General features: G+C 36.5%; 16 protein-coding genes. 4 read left to right on the top strand and 12 right to left on the bottom strand.

Features of this window, described 5'->3' with window-relative positions:
- Positions 1-89: 89 nt before the first annotated feature.
- The 3 genes from K5X82_06255 to K5X82_06245 form a co-directional block, all read right to left on the bottom strand.
- A complete protein-coding gene (locus K5X82_06255; GenBank protein ID QZT38493.1) occupies positions 90-1,502 on the bottom strand; it encodes an SEC-C domain-containing protein in 1,413 nt (470 codons plus the stop codon).
- A gap of 217 nt (positions 1,503-1,719) precedes the next feature.
- Positions 1,720-2,157, bottom strand: a complete 438-nt coding sequence (locus tag K5X82_06250; GenBank protein ID QZT38492.1) for a hypothetical protein — start codon at positions 2,155-2,157, stop codon at positions 1,720-1,722.
- A gap of 617 nt (positions 2,158-2,774) precedes the next feature.
- Positions 2,775-3,338, bottom strand: a complete 564-nt coding sequence (locus tag K5X82_06245) for a DUF4468 domain-containing protein (protein ID QZT38491.1) — start codon at positions 3,336-3,338, stop codon at positions 2,775-2,777.
- A 1,067-nt stretch (positions 3,339-4,405) separates the two neighbouring features.
- Between K5X82_06245 and K5X82_06240 the strand changes: the two genes are divergently transcribed.
- Positions 4,406-6,853: a KAP family NTPase gene (locus tag K5X82_06240; protein QZT38490.1), complete on the top strand. Its 2,448-nt coding sequence runs from the start codon at positions 4,406-4,408 to the stop codon at positions 6,851-6,853.
- A gap of 132 nt (positions 6,854-6,985) precedes the next feature.
- On the opposite strand, the gene thrC is transcribed toward K5X82_06240, so the two are convergent.
- From thrC to bcp, 5 genes are all read right to left on the bottom strand, one after another.
- On the bottom strand, positions 6,986-8,287 hold the full coding sequence (gene thrC / locus K5X82_06235; GenBank protein QZT38489.1) for a threonine synthase: 1,302 nt from the start codon (positions 8,285-8,287) through the stop codon (positions 6,986-6,988).
- 13 nt (positions 8,288-8,300) lie between these two features.
- A complete protein-coding gene (locus K5X82_06230) occupies positions 8,301-9,515 on the bottom strand; it encodes a cofactor-independent phosphoglycerate mutase (protein ID QZT38488.1) in 1,215 nt (404 codons plus the stop codon).
- A 283-nt stretch (positions 9,516-9,798) separates the two neighbouring features.
- Positions 9,799-12,219 carry a bifunctional aspartate kinase/homoserine dehydrogenase I gene (gene thrA, locus K5X82_06225; protein QZT38487.1) on the bottom strand — a complete coding sequence of 807 codons (2,421 nt, stop codon included), beginning with the start codon at positions 12,217-12,219 and terminating at the stop codon, positions 9,799-9,801.
- A 98-nt stretch (positions 12,220-12,317) separates the two neighbouring features.
- Entirely contained in the window at positions 12,318-13,343 is a 1,026-nt protein-coding gene (gene recA / locus K5X82_06220) for a recombinase RecA (GenBank protein ID QZT38486.1), read from the bottom strand.
- A 46-nt stretch (positions 13,344-13,389) separates the two neighbouring features.
- Positions 13,390-13,863, bottom strand: coding sequence for a thioredoxin-dependent thiol peroxidase (gene bcp, locus K5X82_06215; GenBank protein ID QZT38485.1), 474 nt, complete (start codon positions 13,861-13,863; stop codon positions 13,390-13,392).
- A 1,102-nt stretch (positions 13,864-14,965) separates the two neighbouring features.
- Here bcp and K5X82_06210 point away from each other — a divergent pair.
- A complete protein-coding gene (locus tag K5X82_06210) occupies positions 14,966-15,610 on the top strand; it encodes a chloramphenicol acetyltransferase (GenBank protein QZT38484.1) in 645 nt (214 codons plus the stop codon).
- A 339-nt stretch (positions 15,611-15,949) separates the two neighbouring features.
- A complete protein-coding gene (locus tag K5X82_06205) occupies positions 15,950-18,193 on the top strand; it encodes an amino acid permease (GenBank protein ID QZT38483.1) in 2,244 nt (747 codons plus the stop codon).
- A gap of 40 nt (positions 18,194-18,233) precedes the next feature.
- Here K5X82_06205 and K5X82_06200 read toward each other — a convergent pair whose 3' ends face one another.
- Positions 18,234-19,544, bottom strand: coding sequence for a DUF5686 family protein (locus K5X82_06200; GenBank protein ID QZT38482.1), 1,311 nt, complete (start codon positions 19,542-19,544; stop codon positions 18,234-18,236).
- Positions 19,545-19,717: 173 nt separating this feature from the next.
- Here K5X82_06200 and K5X82_06195 point away from each other — a divergent pair, with 173 nt between their 5' ends.
- A complete protein-coding gene (locus tag K5X82_06195) occupies positions 19,718-20,551 on the top strand; it encodes a sialate O-acetylesterase (protein ID QZT38481.1) in 834 nt (277 codons plus the stop codon).
- A 90-nt stretch (positions 20,552-20,641) separates the two neighbouring features.
- Here K5X82_06195 and K5X82_06190 read toward each other — a convergent pair whose 3' ends face one another.
- The 3 genes from K5X82_06190 to K5X82_06180 form a co-directional block, all read right to left on the bottom strand.
- Complete coding sequence (locus K5X82_06190; GenBank protein QZT39093.1) at positions 20,642-21,880, bottom strand: GTP-binding protein; 1,239 nt, start codon at positions 21,878-21,880, stop codon at positions 20,642-20,644.
- Positions 21,881-21,977: 97 nt separating this feature from the next.
- The gene (gene cysD / locus K5X82_06185; protein QZT38480.1) at positions 21,978-22,883 is read right to left on the bottom strand and encodes a sulfate adenylyltransferase subunit CysD; all 906 of its coding nucleotides are present in this window, start codon (positions 22,881-22,883) and stop codon (positions 21,978-21,980) included.
- A 347-nt stretch (positions 22,884-23,230) separates the two neighbouring features.
- Positions 23,231-24,922 (bottom strand): NADPH-dependent assimilatory sulfite reductase hemoprotein subunit, encoded by a 1,692-nt coding sequence (locus K5X82_06180; GenBank protein QZT38479.1) that lies wholly within the window; start codon positions 24,920-24,922, stop codon positions 23,231-23,233.
- Between the last annotated feature and the right edge of the window lie 14 nt (positions 24,923-24,936).

Genomic DNA, 24,936 nt, shown 5'->3' with positions numbered 1-24,936 from the left:
TATGTTATGATTAAAGATGCATTTGGGGCGGGCATATAATTAGATATTCTCAAAGAGAAGATCGTTTCCCTCTTTGAGAACCGTGTTATTTATCCACAACATTTTTTATATTTCTTACCACTGCCACAAGGACAAGGTTCATTACGCCCTACCTTCTTCGTTTCATGAACAAATGGTAGTTCTCCATTATGAATGACTTGATTAACTTTTTTTTGTTTTGTGTCGCTCATTGGCATGTTTTTTTGACCGAAGATTTTATCAAGAAGTGAAGTGTTAATTTCCTTCTCTTTGACATTTTCGATATAATCAGCCAAAGCTCCCAACTGTGAAATCTCTTCGCCCAATTGATCTTTAATTTCATTAAAAGGACTGTTCTTTATTTCGGCACTTTTATGGAAAAGTTTATTTTCATAGATAAATTCATTCTCCGACACAAAATCCGGCTTAGGCCAATGATGAACAAAGTTTGCCTTCCATAAAGATGGAAAATATTCGACAATAGCACGAGCTTTAAGCTCCATGATGGCTTCTTGATTTTTCTGATGAGAAGCTTGTGAGATAAAGTTATGTTCGTGTAGAAAATCATAAAAATATACACTTCCCCAATAAGCAACTATAACCTTTACCTCATCAGTAAAAAGAAATTTGTTGGTCGTATTTGTTATGGTCTCTTCAAATGAATCCACATCGATGTCACTATATTTTTCAATCTTTTTGATTCTAGCATTTGCTTTCGAGAAGTAGCGTTCTAAAAGAATAGCGATTTCTGTAGATAAATAAAATGGGACTCCTTTGTTATGCATATAACGATTGAAATAGATGTTAAGGATGATAAAGGCTTCATCCCTTGGTCGTTTTTCAATTTCTTTGAGCCCAATCATTGGGGAAACAAAAAATGGATCGAATTCTTCTCCAAAAAGATCATATTTGGATGTTTTTTTTCTTGCAATAGAGAGTTGTTCTGGAGCTCCCTTGAATTTTTCATAAATTTCTTGCCCTAAGAGATTCCCTTTCGTTATTTGTAATTCTTTTTCTGCACCCTCAATTAGCGTATCACAAGCTATGACCTTGTCTAAATTCTTTGTAATAGTATGAGATAAAAGTTCAGTTTGCTGTGTATATATAAGTTTGTTGAAGACTGTCAGAAAAAGATCGTAATCCTGTAATGGATCATTGTCGTAAAATTTAAATGTCTCCTTTAGCTTTTCATACTCTTGTTTAAAAGAGTAATATGTGATTAAGAATTTATCCGCATAAAGAAAGACTTCTTTTTTGTAGAAATCAGGATTATTTGCTTTTACTGTTTCAACAAATTTTGCCGCTTTATCGAATTCTGTTTCCTCCTTGAGTCGCCCCATTATCTCAATAACCATCTCAACAAGATCATACTCCTCTTTTGCTTTATTTGTAATTTCTTGAGAGAAGTATTCACAAGCATCATCATAAATATTTAGGCCATTTTCTTTAATGTATCTTTTCCAAAGTTTTTCTATTGTGATCATCACTTATGTTTTATGTTTTTATTCCTTACAAAAGAAAGAAAAATATACTATACACATTCGATCTTTGTATGCATATATTTTTTCATAAAACTATCTTATAGTCGATAAAAGGACTCTAACTTTAAATATCCCACGAAAGTATTTGTATTAATAACCATAGCAATGGGAAGAAGTCTATTTTATTATTCCCATCGTTATGGTTGATTTCTGGATCATTCTATTCGATATCGAATTTACTACTTTCTTTATGTGAATTGTAACGTGGATTATACATTGATGTAGGCGTTTCACCTTTCTCTTTTAGTTGTGCCATATATTGTTCGCAACAATTCCTGAGATCGTCCAAGAACTCAGTATTTAGTTTCGAATCTTCCGTTTTATCAAAATCTGGGTCATATGCTACCCTAAAAGCCAAAGCAACAAGGTGTTTGCATGCAATGTGCTGATCACAACAGTTACATTTGTAGGTTGAGATATGACTATTTTGATCTAATTTTAGTTCTACAGTAAAATCGTTTGTCAGAGCTTTTACTTTTGCACTGTATTGGTGGTCGTTGTGTTTTACAAAGTCGTGTAGTGCACCCGATTCATAATACCACTGGCCTCTATCTGCTGCGTAAGGAGTAGCAGATTCTATAAAATCTTCTATTGTCATAATATATTAATTAGGTTATAATAGATTGAAGTTAATAAGTAATCTTTAATTTATTGGTGATGAAAACTATATTTTTTTGACATCACCATAAACCTTTCGTAGAATATGAGATAACGTTTTGATGGATAGGAAATAAAAAAGAACTACAAAGATGTAAAGGTTTTATGTCTCGTAGAGATACGATGCTCGTGTCTAAAATACGAGTAAAACGATATAGCAATTTTCTCTATGATACAAGTTTTTTTTGCCTGTTCTAATGATAGATTTGATTGTTGTTAGATGTCTCTCTCGTTCCAATGAATTGGCACAATTTATGTCATAATAGATTTCGAATGGATAGTTTTTCCTAATTCAAGAAGTAAAATATCTGGATATTACAAAGATTGGATTGGTTAAAGGTGCTGTTTTCGTTGGAGATGGACTATGGTGCTGAGCTGGAGCTTATCGGTCCCCGCAGGCTTGCGGAATTCGAAGAGGGAAGTCCAAATGTTCAAAAGCCTCTAGGGCTCAGATTGTGGAGCCCTTATGAGACTAAATGAGGTCAATGTTGTAGCTGTTTTATTTGCTACAGGGTGAGTTGTAAATCTTCTTAAAATGAACTTCAGAAGAAAATAACTTTACCAATTATCCGAATCACTATTTGAAAGGTTTATGGTGATTTTTTCAATATACTCATTGAAGAAATGTTCTAAATCTTTTTTTGCTTGAGGAGATTTGATCTTATTCTTTCTACCGTAAATTCCAAGATCAGAACCATAGAAACTGAACTTATCCCACCTTAAATGTAATGTCTGTTTAGTACGGTTGTAAGAGGTGAGTTCGAAATGTGGCTGTTCAATCTTTATTTTTCCATCTTTAAACCTAAGTGTAAGTGAATAATCCATATTAAATTCATGACGTTTCCTTCGAATACAATTTCTTGCCACTTCGTGGATGGTTATAAGTTCATTGTCAACTTTACTAATTACATCTTTGGGAGATTTGTATATTGAGTTGAAGCAGATTAAAGATTTCTTGTAAAGGGTTTCTTTGGTCTGATTCTCTAATTTAAGTATGATATAATCGTGATGTGTTTTTTTTGAAATAAAACCTTTAGAGGTGAGAATGAGCTTGTCAATGTTTTGTGTAAAAGAAATTGCTGGACGCAATAATAATAGTACGATAGTGAAAAGGTGTTGCATTTTGTTTTATAGATTAATGTTAGTTTTGCATAATAGGTTTTATGCAGTTGTCTTGTAAGGGGTTACATATAAAGATGTAATTTTTTTTTCATAGATCACACCCAATCATTGTTATAAGTGGAGATGTTAAGTTGTTTTTTAATGGGTATGGTGAAGTGTAATTAAGGTGTCTTTCATGACCTATATCATATTTTAATGAGTCTTCTCTATTCTTTTATTCTTAGTTCAGGTCTTCTTGTAAAGGGGTTGTGCTGTCACATATATTGCAATTTAGTTAAGCAACTATCTATACTGAATGATAAGTACTAAAAGAAAATATTACGACAAGAAATATGATATGTGTGATTCGTGGTATGTTGTACCCAAGGCTCATTCTTATGTAGCACATCCGCGCTACATATTCATTTCACCATTGGGCTAGGTTCGGTCGCCCCATTCGGGGCTGGTTGAAATAATGGTGATTCGTGGTATGTTGTACCCAAGGCTCATTCTTATGCAGCGCATCCGCGCTACATATTCATTTCACCGTTGGGCTAGGTTCGGTCGCCCCATTCGGGGCTGGTTGAAATAATGGTGATTTACTATTACGAAAAATGAATGACGATTCCATTGTTATTTACATACCTATCATCTTTCGTTGACGTTGGGTTGCGTAGTTTGTGCCAATTCATTGGCACGTATTTCGCGTTGTATTTGTATGGATAACCTTGGATACCATATAGTTCAAATGACTATGACTGCAACTTTCCCTGAAAGGGAAACCGAACATAGCCCAATGGTGAAATTTCTATGTTGCGCGGTGGCGCAGCATAGAAATGAGCCTTGGGTAATAAAATATCCCCAACACGAAGGGCTGAAGGCCTGACCCCACCATCATATAAATCGACATTGGATTGTGATGGTTTGTGTCAATTGATTGTCACATCTGTGTGTGTCGGATTTGGAATTAATGAGGAGTGATGAAGTTAGTATATTGTTAAGTATAGCTATTTTTGTTTACTTTTGTTAAATATGCTTTTGGGAGTATATTTCTATTATCCATTACATTTTAAACGATTTTACGACTCATGTCAGAGAATGTCAACTATATTGATAAGTTAGAAGACTGTCTGTTGAAATATAAGAAAGAGCTCTTCTTTTCTATTTTTCTCTTCTTGTTTTATTTACTTAATGAAAGTAATATTCAGAAGGCTGTGTCTAATTTCTGCGTTAATAACTCCGCAACCTTTTCTAGCTTTGGTTATATCAAGTTAATCATTGCATTATCCTTGTTGTTGCTTATTATATCCTTCAATATACGACGGTTAGTGAAAAATAGCTATCATTTTTCTTCTACTCAAATATGTGTTATTCTTAACGTATTTATATATACATCGTTATTGTCGAAGGAATTGTATAATTCCTTAATTAAGTATAATGAGGAATTATCGTTAATAAATTGTGGACTTTACATATGGGTTGTTTTTATTGTTTTTACGTATATAATTTCATGTCCCTTTCGATGTAAGAAGCGAGAAAAGGAAGCGGAAAAGAAAAAACGTACTGGATTATTGTCTGATAAGGAGGTTGAGAGTTATAAAGATCTTTTTCCTTCAAGACAACAATTGGTGCGTAATTTATGTGATGAAATTGTTGCGTTTGATTGTTCTCGTTCTATATCTATCGGAATAAATTCTCCATGGGGTAATGGTAAAAGTTCTGTAATAAATGGATTAAAAGATTACATCTGTAATGGTCAAAGTGCTTTAGAAAATGATATTAATTTTTACCCAAGAGATTTGCATAAAGACATCATTTGGGTTGATTATAGACCTTGGTTTGCAAAGAATGTAGATGATGTGTCTATACATTTTATTAATACGTTGGCATTTAAACTTAAGCCTTATCATGGAGGCTTGGCTTCTTCATTGAAGCGATATAAACAACTACTTATGACCATAGATAATGGTTATCTTGGTAAGATATGGAATTCGTTTGATTGTTTTTTTGATGAGAATAGGGACTTAGAGGCCCAGTTTAAGTTAGTTGATGATTCGATTTCAAAGATAGGTCGTAAAGTTGTTGTGGCGATGGATGATTTGGATCGTTTAACTGGTGATGAACTGATGGCCTGCCTAAAGATATTGAGGGTTACTGGTAGTTTTAAGAATGTAATTTTCTTGGTTGCATATGACCCCGAATATGTGAGAAATCAGATTGCTGTGAAGATGTCTGTCAATGAAGTCCAGTCTAGGCGGTATTTAGAAAAATTCTTTCAGTTGAGTATTAATTTGCCTGAGGTGTCAAAGAGAGAGAAGAGGAAGTTATTATGGAATATTTTAAGCGATAAGTTAAAAGAGAATGGTCGTGATGAAAATATAACAGAACTTGAATTCGAATCGTATTTTACGTTTGGTCAAAAGTTGCGTAATCACTTAAGGAACTATTCTCTTGAACAAAAAAATAAGAATGAATTGGAAGAGAATGATTCTAATAGTAGTTTATATTATACTGTTCATGAAATAGAACGGGAGTTTGATTTAATTGAATTTCTCGATACACCAAGAAATATCTCGCTATGTGCAAATCGTTTGTCAGAAACAGTTTCATCTAATTTATGTGAGACAGAGCAGTTGTTGTTAATGAAAGTGTTTATGGAGCGATATCCAAAACAAGCTATATGGATATCTCAAGAAATCAAGAAAAGTGAAGATTTAAGATCATTACGTTACAGAACTGCAAGTGATGAATCAAAGTTAAAACTTATAAGTCCTGTATTTGATAAAGAAAAGGTTGCTCAAGCAATTTATGAGATAGGGGATTATGATATTACCTATATGAGGTTTATCGAAGCACTAGATTATAATCACGAAAAGAAAGATATTGGATTTCATAAGAATTACTTATTGTATTATAATTTGGCAGAACAATCATCTTTTATGGATGATAAGGAATTTGAGAGCTATTTAAATTATTTACATAAACTAAAGAAACTCGTAGATAGTAAAGATGAACAGAGTAATGAAAAAAAGAATACATTTAGGGCACTGTTAGATTTCGAGCTGGAAGATCAAGAAAAGAGTGTAAGTACAGAGCAACTTTTTGCGGTCCTAATGTTAGATGAAAAAAGATTAGAAGAAGATGGAGGAGAGAAAGATTTCTTAAATGTTCATATTATCGATCGATTTATTAGCGGTTTTGATACAGAAAAGTTTAAGGCTCTCTATAAGCAATATAAAGACGATTTAAATATATATGTTCTTGTGAAATGTATTGTATCTATGGTAGATTATCGGGTTATAGAAGATTATATTAAAAGATCCGATAAATACACTGATAAGATTGATGAAATGGTTCGGTCTTTGAATAAAATATTGGTTGAATTTAGTGTTAGAAGAGGTCGGATTACAATCGAAATTCAATTATATTCCAGAGTAGTGGGGTATTTAAATAATTACCGAAAGAAAGAAAGTGATTTAATGAAAATGAAGCTGAATATTCTTTGCAAGAATATACCGAGTTTAGAGAATGATTAACTTGAAATGACAGCAACATATTACAATCTCATTATTCTTCTATCGGGTTGATCAAAAATGGTAAACCAAAAAAGTCGCTATGAAATGGTTCGTAGCGACTTTTTTTTGCCAATATGGTCCAATATATTGGTATTAGAATGCGATCTGATCAATCAATGTTTTGAAGTCATTGTATTGGTTGGATAGCGCAATAGATTTCTTCTCTTTGTTGAGGAAGGCTTTTAGTTTTTCTGGGATCTCGATGTCACCTAGAATGTCTTCCATCGTTTCGTTGAATTTGGCTGGATGGGCTGTCTCTAAGAAAATACCTACTTGGTCTTCTTTTAGGGCTGTTTCTAAAGATGCAAATCCAGTGGCTCCATGAGGATCACAAATGTAGTTGTGGTCTTTGGCTACTCGTAAGATGATTTCACGTATCTCTTGGTCGCTATATCTTGCGCCTTCGAGGATTGCTGTGATTTTCTTATGATCGTGTTGGTAAAGGTCTAGGACACGTGCAAAGTTACTTGGTGCTCCTACGTCCATGGCGTTGGCAATAGTCTCTACGGATCGTCTTGGCTTATATTCTCCGGTTTGGATATATTCGTATACCACGTCGTTTTCGTTGTTGGCAGCAATGAAGCGGTGGATAGGTAGTCCCATTTGTTGTGCAATAATACCTGCGGTGATGTTACCTAGGTTACCACTAGGTACGGATACAACCACCTCTTTGGCTTTCTCTTCTGCGCTTAGTTGTGCCCATGCGTGGAAGTAGTAGAAAGCCTGTGGTAAGAAACGCGCGACGTTGATAGAGTTGGCAGATGTTAGTTTGTGGCGCGACTTTAGGTCTTGGTCCATAAATGCCTCTTTTACCAATGCTTGGCAATCGTCGAAAGTTCCGTCGATCTCTAGGGCAGTGATATTTTGTCCTAAGGTAGTGAACTGCTTCTCTTGTAGGTTACTTACTTTTCCTTTAGGATAAAGAACAAACACTTTGATGCCATCGACTTCGTAGAATCCGTTGGCCACAGCACTACCAGTATCTCCGGAGGTTGCAACCAATACGTTGACATTCTCTTTCTCTTCGTTTAGAAGGTATCTAAGGATACGAGCCATGAAACGTCCACCGACATCTTTAAATGCTAATGTAGGGCCGTGAAAAAGCTCTAGAGAGTGAATGTTTTCGTTTACTTTAACCAAAGGTGTGTCGAAACTCAATGTGTCGTATACAATGTCTTTAAGGGCCTCTTCTGGGATATCTTCTCCGAAGAAGTTTTTGGCTACTTCGAAAGCCATCTCTTGAAAACTCATAGAAGAGATGTTTTCAAAGAAAGAGGCTGGAAGTGCTTTGATCTTTTCTGGCATGAAAAGCCCTTTATCGTCTGCTAGTCCTTGTATTACGGCTTGACTAAGTGTTACCTTATTGTTTTTGTTCTCTGTACTATAGAATATCATCTTTCCCTTGGTGTTATTGTTGGTTAAGCAATAGTTTCATAAACTCCATTTTCTCTACTTCTCCATAGGCTCCTTGCGCAGCATCTTTCTCGGCATAGTGTGCTACACTATCCGAAGGGTTATGTGGATGGTAGATGGCAAAAGGTACGGCATCTCTTGTATGGGTTTTTAGTTCCCATGGTGTTGGATGGTCTGGAAGTAGTGCAATCGCAATATCTTTTTGTTCTAAAGCAAACTCCAGAATAGGTCCTACTACTTTCTCATCGATATCTTCGATAGCCTTAATCTTTATTTTAGCATCTCCTTCATGACCCGCTTCATCTGGGGCTTCGATATGAAGGTATACATAGTCGCATGTTTCTAATGCTTTGATGGCTGCATCACGTTTGCCTACATAGTTGGTGTCCCAAAGACCTGTGGCTCCATCTACTTTGATCACTTCCATTCCTGCATATATTCCAATACCATGAATAAGGTCTACAGCAGAGATTACGGCACTCTTTTGTATGTTGTAAGCCTCTTTTAGTGTTGGCATCTGTGGCTTATATCCAGGAGACCATGGCCATATAGAGGCAGCGGTTGCTTTCCCTTTTGCTTTTCTTTCTAAGTTAATAGGGTGTGAAGCGAGTAGTTCTTGTGATCGTTTGATTAGATCTGTCACAAGAGCTGCTGTCTCTTTACTTGCAACAGCTTCTTTTAGTGTTTTAGGTAGATGATCTACTTCATCGGCACCGGGTACATCGTGAGGTGGAGTGCAGTGTATATGTTTATCTCCTCCTTTGATCACCATAAGGTGGCGATAGGAAACCCCTTTGTGGAAAGCGACACGTTCGTCTGCTAGATGGTCGTTAAGAAAATCGATCAATACTCCTGCTTCTTCGTTTCCGATATGTCCAGCAGAGTGATTATGAATAATGCCATCTTCTAATGTAATCAGATTACAACGGAATGCAAGATCGTCGGAAGCTAATGTTACACCGATACTTGCCGCCTCTAGTACTCCACGACCTTCGTATAAGTTCTCTACATCATACCCCATTACTGCCATGTTGGCTACTTCACTTCCAGGGTGTAGTGATTCGGGTACTGTATGAAATAGACCTGCTTGTCCCAACTTCGTCAGACGATCCATGTTAGGAGTATGGGCCTTTTCTAGTGGGGTAAGGTTATCAAGTTCTAGAGATGGAAGGTCTGCCATTCCATCGCCTAATATTACGATATGTTTCATTCTTGTTCTTTTTAAAATTTACGGAATACTTGTTCCAATGACATCATGAAATGAGCTATGTGTTCATCTATATTGTAATCATCGATAGATCACCTCATGAAGTAGTTGGGATTAACTATTTTGTGGGGGAGTATATCAGAAAAGGATACAACTATCTACCCCCTCTAGATATAAGGGGGTAGATATGATGTTATACTAATTAATATTATTAAATGAGTTATACTCTAGTGGTCAATACTATTTACTGCCCATTTATTAATCTAATTGGTATAGGTATCTCATCTTAGATGTTTGCGATTTTAATGATATCTGCAAAAACTCCAGCAGCTGTTACTGCCGCTCCTGCACCGTACCCTTTGATTAACATAGGGTATTCTTTGTATCTTTCGGTGGTCAGTAGCACAATATTATTGCTTCCTTCTAAATCGTAGAATGGATGAGATTTGTCGACTTCTACAAGTGAACATGATCCTTTTCCATTTTCGAAGGTTCCGACAAATCGCCATTTCTTCTCTTCGGACTCTAAACGTTGACGTCGTTTCTCAAAATCGGCATCGACTTTTGGTAGTGCTTTCCAGAAAGTGTCCACCTCTCCATCGAAAAGTTCCGTAGGAATAAATGGTTCGATTGTTACATCTTCATCTTCACAAAGATATCCAGATTCGCGTGCAAGGATGATGACTTTTCGTTGTACATCTTTGCCACTTAGATCGATACGAGGATCTGGCTCGGCAAACCCCTCTTCTTTTGCTAAACGAACAGTCTCGCTGAAAGGTATATCTTTCGATATGGTGTTGAAGATGTAGTTAAGTGTTCCTGAAAGAACAGCCTGAACTTTTAATATTTTGTCGCCTGATTTTCTTAAGTCATTTATCGTAGAGATCAGAGGAAGACCAGCCCCTACGTTTGTTTCAAATAATAGCTTGACACCATTGCGTAACGCAAGATTCTTAAGCATCTTATAGTTCTCGTATGATGATGATGCGGCAATCTTATTGGCCGCAACAACAGAGACGTGATTCTCCAAGAAGCGTTGATAAAGAGTTGCTACACTTTCGTTGGCCGTACAGTCTACAAAAATAGAGTTGTATAGGTTTAAATCAGCCACCCTATCAGTGAAAGCATCTAAAGAAGATTTTTCACCATTGCTCTCTAATGCTTCCATATATCCATCAAATGGAATACCATTCGCATTAAAATACATCTTTCTTGAGTTGGCAATTCCAGCCAGTCGTATTTTAAGACGATGCTCTTTCTTTAGCTTCTCTTGTTGCTGGTTAAGTTGGTTTAGTAGGTCACGTCCGACAGTTCCCATTCCAATTACAAAAAGGTTTAGTTGTTTGTATTCAGAAAGGAAAAATGCTTCGTGTACTACGTTTAATGTTTTGCGAAGTTGAGGTGTTCTTACCACCCATGAGATGTTTTGCTCTCCTGCCCCTTGTGCAATGGCTACGGTGTTGATACCACCTCGACCTAATGCTTCGAAGAGCTTTCCTGCAATACCTGTAGATTGTTTCATCTGTTCGCCGACAATGGCTACAATAGACATGTTGTCTTCGAAAAGGATTTTATGAATACTCCCTGAGGCAATCTCTGGACGAAACTCACTGTGAATGGCCTCTTTGACCTCCTCTTTATGATGACAGTCGAAAGCGAAGCTAATACTGTTTTCTGAAGAGGCTTGAGAGATCATAATAACACTTGTATTGACCTTCGCCATAGCACTAAATAGGCGCATAGACACACCAGATACCCCTACCATACCTAGGCCTTTAATAGTACCTAAAGTGATATCCGATATGGATGAGATCCCTTTAACAGGGCGTGCATTGCTAGAGATATCTCCTCTGTCCACTTTTGTTCCACAACCTTCTGTATTACAGATGTTTTTAATTTGTAGCGGAATGCCCATTTGATATACAGGAAGGAGAGTAGGAGGGTAGACCACTTTGGCTCCAAAGTGAGATAGCTCCATCGCCTCCGTGTATGTCATGGCAGGAATCGCATAGGCTTTGTTGATGATGGTCGGGTCGGCTGACATGAAACCATCTTGGTTTGTCCAAATCTCCAACTCTCTGGCTCCTAGAGCTGCTGCAAATATTGCTGCAGAGAAATCGGCACCACCACGTCCTAGAGTCGTTAGTGTCCCTTTGCGAGTAGATGCAATGTATCCTGGAGCCACTGCTTTACCAGAGAAATGAACAAAGGCTTCACGTATATAACGATAGCTACTTTCAAAATCTACATTTGCCTTACCGTAGTTGTTGTCTGTTTTGATCAACTTCTCTGAAAAAACACGAGGTACATCAAGGTATGCAGATAGAATTAGAGACGAGAGTTGTTCTCCAAATACCATCAGGCGGTCCAATGTTTTTTGTGTAAGCTCACCAATAAGAGATACCCCTTGTAGGATACTCTTTAGTTCTTCCATTTTGTGCAGGATCTCTGTTTCAACCGCTGCATCTTTAAGGTCTAATTTCTTTAAGAAGTCAAGATGAATCGTGGTAATCGTATTCAAAGGCTCAGAAAAGGTTCGTGGCGTGGTGACCGCACTGTGGCCCGCCTCAATAATTAGATCCGTGATGGTGTCGAAAGCAGATACCACTATCAAGGTATCCCCATGGTTGCTTTCGATAATACGTTTTACTTTCTTAATTTGCTCTACTGATTTAAGAGCAACTCCTCCAAATTTGATTACTTTCATCTTATATTTCAATTTTAAGAATATAAAAAAAGACTGAGAAGATGTCCCTCTCAGTCTTTCTTATGGTTATTTAAAACCACAGAATGCTTTGGGGCAATCTACGCATCGGCCTCCGATTTGTTTTGAATGGTTTCAACAATCTTGGTTTCGATCTCTTCTGCCAATTCAACATTATCTTCGATTAATGTCTTCACGGATTCTCTACCTTGGCCTAGTTTGGTTTCGCCATAACTGAACCATGATCCGCTCTTCTTAATAATGCCATATTCAACACCAAGGTCGATAATCTCACCTGTTTTCGAGATTCCTTTACCGTACATGATGTCAAATTCTGCTTTACGGAATGGTGGTGCTACTTTATTTTTTACCACCTTCACTTTGGTATGGTTACCTAAAACCTCTTCGCCGTCTTTGATCTGTGTTCCTCTACGAATATCGATACGAACCGAAGCGTAGAATTTCAAAGCATTTCCCCCCGTGGTGGTTTCAGGATTCCCGAACATCACACCAATCTTTTCTCTAAGTTGGTTGATGAAAATACAACAGGTTTTCGTCTTATTGATCGTACCTGTTAGTTTACGTAATGCTTGAGACATCAAACGAGCTTGAAGTCCCATACGTGAATCACCCATATCTCCTTCGATTTCTGCCTTCGGAGTAAGGGCTGCTACTGAGTCAATTACAACAATGTCTATCGCACCACTACGAATAAGACTATCGGCGATCTCAAGGGCCTCTTCACCATTGTCTGGTTGAGAGATTAAAAGATTGTCAATATCCACCCCTAGGTTTTTTGCATAGTATGGATCGAAAGCATGCTCGGCATCGATAATGGCAGCGATACCACCCGCTTTCTGAGCCTCTGCAATAGCGTGAATAGCCAAGGTCGTTTTACCCGACGATTCTGGTCCATAGATCTCAACAATACGTCCTTTAGGAAGTCCACCAATACCAAGTGCAACATCTAAACCTAAAGAGCCTGTAGAGATGGCAGGAATATTTTCTTCAGCTCTATCACCAAGCTTCATTACTGATCCTTTACCATGAGATTTTTCAATCTTATCCATGGTCATCTGTAATGCTTTCAGTTTTTCTTGTTTAATTTTATCTAACTCTTCGCTCATAATTGTAATACTGCGTCGTTTATTATTATTTTAAATCGTATACTATTTACTCCAATCCTAGTTCTAGTTGATCCGAAATCTGTTGACTGTGTGTTTTTGTTTTCACTTTCTCAAAGATATCGGTAATGATACCGTTCTCATCGATCACAAAAGTCTTACGAATCACTCCCAGATACTCTCTTCCATACAGTTTCTTTAATCCCCAAGCACCATATGCTTGAAGAATCTCTTTTTCTGTATCCGCAATAAGAGGAAATGGTAAACCATGTTTGTCTACAAATTTCTTGTGGCTGGCTGTTGAATCTGGACTTACTCCAATTACTTCATAACCATTGTCTTGCCAAAATTTGTAGTTGTCGCTAAGATTACACGCTTCGGCAGTACAGCCAGGTGTGTTATCTTTGGGATAAAAGTAAAGAATTACCTTCTTTCCACGAAGCGACTCAAGATTTATTATACGATTATTTTGATCTACTCCTTCAAAATTAGGAGCTGCATCACCAACTGATATTGTTGCCATAGCCTATTTAATTAATATATAATACCGTAAAAAATCGCTTACTTCGAATTTACGAAAATAAAGCGAATTCACTATAGAATATAATATCAACTGTTTTTATTTAATAATGTTTAGCCTAATACAATTATTTGCCTGTTTCAATAGTGTTTGTTGTTTATGTTTACTGTAATTAAATCGACGGTTAAAGTATGAAATTATTACATATAAACAAATTTTATGTTGTTATTGATAGGCTTATTTTGCATAAATTAAAAAAACAGTAACATTTATGATGTTTGTCATGAAAATGGTTTTTTAAGTCCATTCGTTAATGATCAAACAAATTGTAAATGTTGATTGTTTTAACCGTTGTGATTATATCAAATACGTGTGCCATTGCTGTTGAGGTAGTTGTAAATAAAAAACATAAAATGGAGTAATCTGAGATATAATAACCTATTTTTGTAATTAGGATATAACCCAATGCTTGGGTTTTTATTTAATCTCTTTGTGAAAGGATTACAATATGAAACAATTCTGTTAACTGCGACCAAGAATCGTGTTTCGCGAAATATGTGGTGGACGTTCATGTAGGATTGGGAATTATAAGACATGGCAATGGTTTTGTGTTGGTCTACCTCTTTTTAGGGATATGTTAAAACTACGTTTTTTGTTATGTGTATATCACAATTAAAAAAACATATAGCAATAACTATTTATGATTGAGATATGAATAGTCTACTTGATGCGTTATTATTTAAAGACGTTGCCAATTGTCGTTTGATGATGAGTGCCAGTTACTTCTAAAGGATTTTGTTCAATAATGGTTGTTTTGTTTCTCCTTCAGAGGTGTTTGAAAACGTAGCATATACAACGTAGCGTGGAATTACATCTGACATATTCTTGTCTTAATGTATCGAATGTAAATTGAGAAAAGTAGTCTAAAGATAGAGGATTAGATTATAAAGAGATATAGATGTTCGAATAATATCAAGTAATAACTACAATAGAAAAAGATCTATCCAAAATTAGGGAATCTTTAGATTCAAGAAGGATAGAATCAATACAGAATTTTTTTTACTTGATGATATGTTTTTAATATTTAGAGTTTAAAAAGAAGTTTATGAAGGGAATAAAAAGAAAAATTGACCTTGATACATGGAATAGAAAAGAGCATTTTGAGTTCTTTCGAAATATGAAAGAGCAATTTCATAGTGTTTGTGTAGAATTAGATGCAACAAAAGCTTATGATTATTGTAAGCAAAATCATATCTCTTTCTTTCTAAGGTATATGCACTCTTTAGGGATGGCAGCTATGGATGTTGAGAATTTTCGCTATAGAATAGAGGATGATCAAGTGTATTGTTATGACTCTGTTGATTTAAGTGCCACTATTGGACGTGAAGATGAAACATTTGGATTTGGTCTATTGGGGTTTACACCAGATTTAAAAAAGTTTGTAGAGAATGCTGAAGGAGAAATCGCACGAGTTAATTCGGTTAATGGTCTAAATCTTAGTTCGAATGCTGGTAAGAATAATTTGATATATTGTTCTGCGATACCTTGGCTTCGGTTTTCATGTATTACGCATGCTAGCAGTTTCTCATCGGATGATTCTTCACCCAAAATTACTTTTGGGAAAAGTGTTATGGATGGAGGTCGAAGAGTGATGCCTGTGTCTATAGCAGCTAATCATGCTTTAGTTGATGGTATTCATATTGCGAAATTAATTGATCGATTACAGTATTATCTTGATACCCCTGTTTAAGTATTGAATAAATACAGTGAGGTGACTATTAAATTCACCTTTCTGTATGGGGTCAGAATAGGTGCTGTTATGTTTTAAAAAAGCATGTGTTAATCATGTAATGTTTGATATTTCTATTTGTTTGTTCTTTTTTATACTACTTGTCAACCATTTTGAATGAAATCTTTTAAAGTTGATGAATAGTTAGATGTTTTAATATTAGTTTTGTTTAGATCATAATTTACATGTTCAAATATCTTTTTTTATAGAAAGTGAGATTTGGAAGATGAAATGAAATGATTCCTTTTTGTTATTAATGAAGATTGATTATTTTCAAGGAAAGATTTTTATATAAAAAATATGACGAACTATAGAGAAACGGGAGGTACAGGTAAGTTCGGAACGATGCCAGTATTCTTTACTGCATTGTCTACCATTTTGGGAGCGATACTGTTCTTGAGATTTGGTTGGGCTGTGGGACAATTGGGTTTTGTTGGAGTGATGGGAGTGATTATTCTTGGTCACATGGTCACCATTCCAACTGCTATGTCTGTTGCAGAGATTGCAACGAATCAAAAAGTTCGTGGAGGTGGTGCTTATTACATCATTTCACGATCATTTGGATTAAACATAGGTGCAGCTGTAGGTATAGCGCTATATCTGTCACAAGCCATAAGTATCGCATTTTATGTTATTGCATTAGGTCAAGCATTTTTGCCGTTACTATCGTGGCTCTCGTCAGAGTTTGGTATTGTGATCTATGATATCCGAATGATTAATATCCCTGTGATGGTGTTGTTGTCACTGTTGATGCTTACCAAGGGAGCGAATGTAGGTGTCAAAGCACTGTATGGAGTTGTTGTTATTTTGTTTGCTTCATTGGCATGTTTCTTTTTGGGAAAAAGTCAGATTGATCCTAGTGAGGTAAATTTGGTGGCACACGTAGCAAACAATAAGAGCTTCTTTTATGTGTTTACCATTGTTTTTCCAGCATTTACGGGGTTGGCCGCAGGGCTTGGATTGTCAGGTGATTTAAAACAGCCAGAGAAAGCAATACCCAAAGGAACGATTTGGGCTACTGTAGTTGGTTTGGTTATATATATCGCCATCGCGATTAAATTCACATATTCTGTTACACCAGAGCAGATGGTGGGAAGTGAGCTTATAATGAGTGATATTGCTATTTGGGGACCTATTATTCCTATTGGTCTAGCAGCAGCATCCATGTCTTCTGCATTGGGCTCTATAATGATTGCACCAAGAACTTTACAAGCTATTGGTGCGGATGGTATATTTACGAATAAGAGAATAAACAGCTGGTTGTCTCATAGTCGTAGTAAAGATAATGAGCCAATCAATGCGTCCTATTTCACGATTGCTATCGCGATGATCTTTGTGGTGGTAGGTGATGTGAACTTTGTGGCGGAGATTATCTCTATGTTCTTTATGATTACTTATGGAACGATATGTTTGATCTCTTTCTTAGAGCATTTTGCTGCCGATCCTGCTTATCGTCCTACATTTAGATCTCATTGGGTTATCTCATTGATCGGAACGATTGCTTCTTTCTGGGTGATGTTTAAAATGAATCTACCTTATGCTGCCTTATCTCTACTCTTTATGGGAATCATTTACTATATGATTACTCGTAATAAGAATGAGAAGCGAGGGTTTAATAAACTGTTTAGAGGTGTTATCTTCCAAATTAGTCGAGAACTACAGGTGTTTGCGCAGCGGGCAGATAGAGGAAGTCGAGAAGAGGGCTGGCGTCCTTTTGCGATCTGTATATCATCAGATACGTTTAAGCGTAGAGGTGCATATGATTTTATGAGATGGTTGTCATATAAATATGGTTCGGGTACCTATATTCACTATATAAAAGGGTTGTTAAATGAAGAGACTAGAGAAGAGTCTCAAGATGTTTTACAAAGATTACTGCGTTTAACTTCTGTAGTAAAGAGTAGGGTCTACTTAGATACGATCATATCTCCATCATATACTAGTGCCATTGCACAGGTGGTACAGTTGTCTGGAATTTCAGGTCGTGGAAATAACCTGATTCTTTTTGAGTACTCTAGGAGTTCCATTGAGAATCTCCAAGATACTCTGTCTAACTATGAGTTAATGGTCTCTTCTGGATTTGATATCTGTATTCTTAACTCTAGTTATAAGGGTTTTGGAAGTAAACGAGAGATTCATATTTGGATATCTCCAGAGGATTATCAAAATGCGAATTTGATGATACTTTTAGGGTATATCCTTTTGGGGCACAAAGATTGGCATAAAGGTTTCATCAAAATCTTTTCTATTGCATCTGAAGGAAAGAGGGAGATTGAACGAGAGTTACTCGTGAAGCAAATAAAGGAAGGCCGTATTCCTATTCATCCATCTAATGTGGAGATTCTGACGGTAAAAGAGGGAGTGAGTCGTAAAGAGATGATTAGAGAACGCTCGATAGATGCGGACTTGACCATCTTGGGATTCCTCTCATCAGATCTTTATCGAGGTGTAGAGAAGTTTGAAGGTTATCATGATATGGGTAATATTCTTTTTGTTGGAGCACATCATCAGAAAGTAATTACAACTCCTGATAATGTAGAGTAGTTTTTAAATTGTAAAAGATTCGTTTTATGGAATCATAGCCTTACCATTTGTGGAAGTATCTTTTCTTTGAAATGCTCTCCATAAATGGTAAGCTTATATAGAATCCCAAAGTATTTGGTGATAGTTCTGCATAACTATATACAATACCCAAAGAGAGTGTTTCAAAGAGTTTATGAAGTGTATATCCTGTTTGTATTCTATCAGGAAGTCCTTCTGTGAATTGTGTCTTTATATAGATGCTTTCATAGGCAGAAGTTTGGTGTAGAAAATCAATCTGTGTCAGCAAAAATCGTCTGCTTTGAAGTGTCAATGTGATATCTGTCCATGGTTTTGAAGTGGCCATTCCATAATCATCTTTTAAGAACCATTCATTAGATATTGCCCTGGTGGTTACATCGGAACTTGTACTTTCATATTGATGGAACTGTGAAAAATGAAAAGGAGTTGTTCCTAGAAATGTACCTGTGTTTAATGTCCAAAGAAGTCTATGAGTACTTCCATATGTGGTTCCATGGTAGGTGAGTTTAAGTTGTTGAAACCACTTCTCTTCGTCTATTTTTGTTCCCAAAGTATAGTGTGCTTGAATAAAGCTCTCCTTCCGATCGGTAAAGAAGTACCTCACTTTTGCCTCTTGGGTGAATAGTAGCATCTCTTCTGTTTGGTTTGGCTCTAGTTGGTTGTTGAGAGGCATATTACTTTCAAAATTACGATCTGATTTATTGTTTAGAGTGAAATCAGTAACATTCTGAAGAGGCAATACTTTTTCTAGCTCGATATCATAACCTATATCCCATTTCGATTTGTTATCCATTCTTCGCCAAGAAAAGGTGGTGTTTTGTGAGCGATAATACTTTTTATAATTGCGTTTGGCAAACAGAATGGCAAAGAGATCTAGCATGGCAAGTTCTCCTTTTTCTTTCTTGAAATCTTCGGATAAATTTTGGATATTGATAAACCAATAATTTATTTGGTCTTTGGTGTACCCCAAATGAACTCTTCCGAGAACCTCTTTGGTAGAGAGGTCATAAGCCAAAGAGCCGTGGATTTCAAAAAGACCTTTATCGTTTATAATCCATTGGGTGGTTAAAGATTGCCATAGGCTAAATCCATCAACTAAATTAAAGGTACTCTCTCCTTTGTCTAATAGACCATGATAGGTAATTATTTTTGTGCTGTCTTTTTTATACCAACTCTTTGGTGATAATATTCCTGGAAGTAGTTCTATCTCTTTGACTTCTATTTTATTAACCTGTTCAAATCCTTGCGCTTTCACTGGATGTGTACTTGTAATAAAGTAGATGGAGAGAATGATTATATAGATATGACGAAATGATCGGTGTATTGACTTCATAGGGTCAAACCTAATAAAAAGATCACAACAAATAATGATAATAAAAAGAATCTGTAACGTGTTTTTTCTTTTCAGGGTAAAAATCAATCCTATACAGTTAGTTATGTATGGTTAGTTTTGTACTTTTATGCAAAACCCAATAAATATTACTTATATATCAATACAAACACCACATGAATAAATTAATATTATGGATTCCTTCATGGTTTTGTCTATTAGCCTTGACTTTGGTCGGTTGTCGTACCAAGCCTAAAGAGATGAAAGAGGTGAAGACTTACGTTATCTATATGGGAGGACAATCCAATATGGTAGGACAGGGGAATAAAAAGTATTTAGGAGATTCAATAAAATTATCTCCAAATGTAAAGTTCTTAGATTATAGTCTTGACGTCTCTTTGAAGAAAAGTGATTATAAGTTTGGTCCAGAATATGGAATGTCCCAAGTACTAACTAAATCTTTCCCGAATAGTAAATTCATATTTATTAAATATGCAATTGGAGGAGCTTCGTTATTAGATTGGGCTCCAGAGTACTCTAAGGAGAAGGCTGAGATTACAGGTCATCCTGAGTTTGGTGATATGTATGGTAAATTTATTCAAAAGATAGAGAAAGAGGTGCCAGAAGAAGACTCTTTTCCTTTGGCTTTTCTGTGGATGCAAGGTGAAAGAGATGCTGTTGTCCCAGATGCAGGTAAGGAGTATGAAGAGAATTTAGATCATTTGATTCGTTCTTTTCGTCGTGACTTAAATGCAGAGAAACTTCCGTTTATTATAGGTCTGATTGATCCAAAGCCCGAGAGATATGTACTGAAGGATCATGTGGTGCATTCTCAAAAGATGATTGCCAAGGAGTTACCAGAAGTATTTACTATAGAGACTTCAGATTTAAGTAAGATGAAAGATCAGGTACATTATGATTCCAAAGGCCAGATGGCTCTTGGAAGACGTTTTGGCCACCAAATAGAGAAAATACTAAAGAAAAAAGAGCATAAGATTATCAGTTTCTAAATAAGAAGATCAGATAAAAGAGAAGGCAGAATATTCAACGAATACTCTGCCTTTTACTTTGATATATTAAAGGTAAATCTTACATCTAAATTAGATGATCATACCTGCTCCTACCGTATTATTTGTTGCTTCATCAATGATAACAAAGCTACCAGTAATTCGGTTTTGTTTGTATGAATCATAGAACAAAGGCTTTGATGTCTTTAGTTTGATTCGAGCGATATCATTCAACCCAACAGTCGTGTCTTCTGCTATTTCAAGTGTGTTGATATCCACTTTGTTAACTACCTCTTGGATGATTCCTAGAACATCAGAAGAAGTATGTTTGATTGTATACTTACCTCTTACACGCATAGGGGTTTCACTCATCCAACAGATCATTGCTTCTATCTGTTGGCTTGATTTAGGGCAGTTGTCAGCAGCACTAATAAGAGAGCCACGACTGATGTCGATTTCGTCTTCTAGCTGAATAGAAACAGATTGAGGTGCAATCGCACGATCTAGTTGTTCCTCATAAAGATTGATGCTTTGGATTTTCGAGACTTGTTCGCCAGGAAAAACTTTTACTTCTTGTCCCACATGAAATTCACCACTAGCCACACGTCCTGCGAATCCTCTGTAGTCGTGAAACTCATCGCTTTGAGGGCGAATGACAAACTGAACAGGAAAGCGAGCATCGTTACGATTAAGATCTTCCCCAACAGGAAGTGTCTCTAACATTTGAAGTAATGTTTTTCCTGTGTACCAAGGGCAACGAGTAGATGGATCTACTACATTGTCTCCATCTCGCGCACTCATCGGGATAAAGTAGAAGTTTTTGATGTCTAACTTCTCCGCAACAGATCTAAATTGTTTCTCGATACGATCATAAGTTTCTTGATCGAAATCTACCAAATCCATTTTATTGATACAGACTACTACGTGTGGAATTTGTAGAAGAGATGCAATATATGCATGACGACGTGTCTGCTCAATAACCCCATTACGAGCATCGATTAAGATAAGTGCAGCATTTGCAGTAGATGCACCCGTAACCATATTACGAGTATACTGAACATGACCAGGAGTATCGGCAATAATAAATTTGCGCTCTGGTGTTGCAAAATAGCGATAAGCTACATCAATCGTAATCCCTTGCTCTCTTTCAGCACGAAGACCATCAGTTAGAAGTGCAAGGTTTACTTGCTCCTCCCCTTTATTTACACTCGCATTTTCGATCGCCTCCATTTGGTCTTCGAAAATAGCTTTACTATCATATAATAAACGACCGATAAGCGTACTCTTTCCATCATCCACACTTCCTGCGGTAGTGAATCGAAGTAGCTCCATGTCTAAATATCCGTTTTCTTTTCCTGTCATCTTTGAAAAAAGATTTTAAAGGTTTAAAAATAATCGTTTGTAGTTGATATGAAGAAACTGCAATTACTTAGAAGTATCCTTGTTTCTTTCTATCTTCCATAGCAGCTTCTGAACGCTTGTCATCAGCACGACCACCACGCTCTGTAACTCTTGTTGAAGCCACCTCTTGGATGATCTCTTCTAAAGTATTTGCTTTAGATAGAGTCAGACCAGTACAAGTAATGTCACCAATCGTTCTACAACGAACTTGCTTGGTTTCATAGTTCTCTCCTGGTTTAAGTGTCAAGCAGTCTGATTTAGCCAACCATGTACCATCTCTTAAGAACACTTCTCTTTCGTGTGTGTAATATAGTGATGGCATCTCGATATTTTCAAGAAGGATATATTGCCAAACATCCATTTCGGTCCAGTTACTAATAGGGAATACACGGAAGTGCTCTCCTACATGTTTCTTACCATTGAAGATGTTCCAAAGTTCAGGACGTTGGTTTTTAGGATCCCATTGTCCAAAATCATCACGATGAGAGAAGAAACGTTCTTTCGCACGAGCTTTTTCTTCATCACGTCTACCACCACCCATGGCACAATCGAACTTCTCGTCTTCAAGTGCATCTAAAAGCGTTGTAGTTTGTAAAGCATTACGACTAGCATTAGGCCCCTTTTCCTCTGCTACACGACCTTGATCAATAGATTCCTGCACATACTTGACAATAAGTCTTGTACCTGTCTTCTCACATAGATCATCACGATAGTCTAATGCTTCTTGGAAATTATGTCCTGTATCGATATGCATCAATGGGAAAGGTACTTTCCCAGGGAAAAATGCTTTTCTTGCTAAGTGGAACATTACAATTGAGTCTTTACCTCCTGAAAATAACATTACAGGACGCTCAAATTGCGCAGCTACTTCTCTTAAAACAAAAATAGATTCTGCTTCAAGTTCTCTTAAGTGATTAATTGTATTTTGGTCCATACAAATTACTTATATTTCATTTCTTTCGTAATAGAAAAATTGACACTTATGGTCAATTAGGTCACAAAAATAGCTATTTGATTAAGGAATTGAAAACTTCCACCATATTACTTTCTTTGGAATGAATGATTAATACTCAAACGATATTAAAATGAAGGTTATTGTTCGGTTTTATTTAGTCTACTTGTGTCGAGAAAATTATCTTACTAGACACAGATCGCTCTTCGTTGAATCTCTTGTTTTACAAAATGATTTTACAATAGATTATCCAGTACCTTCATATTCGATTGTTATTACTTTGGTATAATCCATATCCTCCACGGAAAGTCTTTCTTTGATACTTTAGATCAATGCCTAAAATCTTTACCATGGTAAATTGGTTTAACCCAATTTTTACGTATAACAAATTCTCCAAAAGTCTCTTGCTTATCTCTGTTTGATGCGTAGTCAGAAAGGACTATATCAAGCTCAGTTAGTATTTGAGATTCATTGAGATTCTCTTTAAATAAATTGCTTAAACGGTCTCCACTATGTGATGCTCCTAGATAAAGATTATACTGTCCAGGCGCTTTTCCTATAAGTCCAATTTCTCCTAGTAAAGGTCTACCACAACCATTAGGGCAACCTGTCATACGGATATTTATCTCTTGATCAATAAGGTTTAGTCTTTGCAGTATTGCCTCAATTTTGTCATTTAAAAGAGGAAGATAACGTTCGGCTTCAGAAAAGGCAAGAGAACAGGTATTTAGTGCAACACAAGCAATGGAGTTCATCCTTATTCCGGATAGTTGCTCGGGAAAGAAGCCTGCATCTCGAATGCTCTTCTCTATCAACGACTTATTATCTTCGTTAATATTACCTAAGATTAGATTCTGATTGCCTGTCAATCTGAAATCACAGATGTTCAACTCTGCAATGTTGCGAAGTGTTGACTGGATATTTTTCTCTTTGTCAGAAACCCTTCCTCCTTCAATAAATAAGGTTAAGAACCATTTGTTGTTTACCACTTTTTGCCACCCAAAAGTGTCCCCTGTTTTATGAAATTTAAAAGCTCTTGGTGTTTCTAGTTCGAACCCAAGTGCTTGCTCTAACTCTGCTTTAATCCATCCATCTTTATTGTTGTCGATGGTATATTTAAATCGGGCTCTTTTTCTATCGCTTCGGTTTCCATGCTGTTTTTGGATACGAACAACATGTTCAGCGACATCCACCGCCTTATCTGGTGTTACAAATCCAATCACATCTCCCAATCGAGGATAGGTATCTTCTCTCCCAAAGGTAGATCCCATTCCTCCTCCAACAACTATGTTAAACCCCTCTAGTTTGCCACTCTTCTCGATGGCGATATAACCTAAGTCTTGAGAGAAAATATCACTATCGTTATATGGCGGATTTGCGATGCCTATTTTGAATTTTCGAGGAAGATAGGTCTTACCATATATTGGCTCTACTTCTGCTTTACTATCAGCAACCATCTCTTTGTCTAACCATATTTCATGGTAGGCAGTGGTGCGTGGAGTTAGATGATCACTAATTGCTTGTGCTGTGTTTTGTAATTCGTCATGAATATTAGAACGGTGAGGATGAGGGTTACACATCACATTTCTATTGACATCACCACATGCCGCGATCGTATCCATTAAGTGGTTATTGATAGAGCTAATAGTCGTTTTTAAATTGCTTTTTATTACTCCATGAAGTTGAAATGCCTGTCGTGTTGTAAGTTTTATTGTCTGGTTTGCATATGATTTAGAAAGCTTATCGATACCTAACCATTGGTCTGCTGTTGCTATCCCTCCTGGAAGCCTTACTCGAATAAGAAATGAGAAATCTGGTTCGAGCTTCTGTCTCTGTCTCTCTCTATCGGTATCTCTATCGGTTTGTTGATATAAACCATGGAATTTACTTAACTGGGTATCGTCCTCTGCAATAGCCCCTGTTAGTGTGTTTAATAAACTCTCGTTGAGTGTCCCTTTAAGGTAACGACTCTCTATTTTTATTCTTTCTACATCAGAAAGTTGAATGGTGGTTTTGGTCATAATGGTTGTTTATA

The organism is Prolixibacteraceae bacterium (assembly GCA_019856515.1).
Lineage (GTDB): Bacteria > Bacteroidota > Bacteroidia > Bacteroidales > Prolixibacteraceae > Halosquirtibacter > Halosquirtibacter xylanolyticus.
Note: the sequence above shows the minus strand (reverse complement) of the source record. Positions and strands in the feature narration are given on the sequence as shown.

Bases quoted from the DNA above. Each gene is read 5' to 3' on its own strand.
- K5X82_06245 (QZT38491.1), bottom strand. From the start codon at position 3,338: ATGCAACACCTTTTCACTATCGTACTATTATTATTGCGTCCAGCAATT.
- K5X82_06205 (QZT38483.1), top strand. From the start codon at position 15,950: ATGACGAACTATAGAGAAACGGGAGGTACAGGTAAGTTCGGAACGATG.
- bcp (QZT38485.1), bottom strand. From the start codon at position 13,863: ATGGCAACAATATCAGTTGGTGATGCAGCTCCTAATTTTGAAGGAGTA.
- thrA (QZT38487.1), bottom strand. From the start codon at position 12,219: ATGAAAGTAATCAAATTTGGAGGAGTTGCTCTTAAATCAGTAGAGCAA.
- K5X82_06230 (QZT38488.1), bottom strand. From the start codon at position 9,515: ATGAAACATATCGTAATATTAGGCGATGGAATGGCAGACCTTCCATCT.
- K5X82_06250 (QZT38492.1), bottom strand. From the start codon at position 2,157: ATGACAATAGAAGATTTTATAGAATCTGCTACTCCTTACGCAGCAGAT.
- K5X82_06200 (QZT38482.1), bottom strand. From the start codon at position 19,544: ATGAAGTCAATACACCGATCATTTCGTCATATCTATATAATCATTCTC.
- K5X82_06255 (QZT38493.1), bottom strand. From the start codon at position 1,502: ATGATCACAATAGAAAAACTTTGGAAAAGATACATTAAAGAAAATGGC.
- cysD (QZT38480.1), bottom strand. From the start codon at position 22,883: ATGGACCAAAATACAATTAATCACTTAAGAGAACTTGAAGCAGAATCT.
- K5X82_06190 (QZT39093.1), bottom strand. From the start codon at position 21,880: ATGGAGCTACTTCGATTCACTACCGCAGGAAGTGTGGATGATGGAAAG.
- thrC (QZT38489.1), bottom strand. From the start codon at position 8,287: ATGATATTCTATAGTACAGAGAACAAAAACAATAAGGTAACACTTAGT.
- recA (QZT38486.1), bottom strand. From the start codon at position 13,343: ATGAGCGAAGAGTTAGATAAAATTAAACAAGAAAAACTGAAAGCATTA.
- K5X82_06195 (QZT38481.1), top strand. From the start codon at position 19,718: ATGAATAAATTAATATTATGGATTCCTTCATGGTTTTGTCTATTAGCC.
- K5X82_06210 (QZT38484.1), top strand. From the start codon at position 14,966: ATGAAGGGAATAAAAAGAAAAATTGACCTTGATACATGGAATAGAAAA.
- K5X82_06240 (QZT38490.1), top strand. From the start codon at position 4,406: ATGTCAGAGAATGTCAACTATATTGATAAGTTAGAAGACTGTCTGTTG.
- K5X82_06180 (QZT38479.1), bottom strand. From the start codon at position 24,922: ATGACCAAAACCACCATTCAACTTTCTGATGTAGAAAGAATAAAAATA.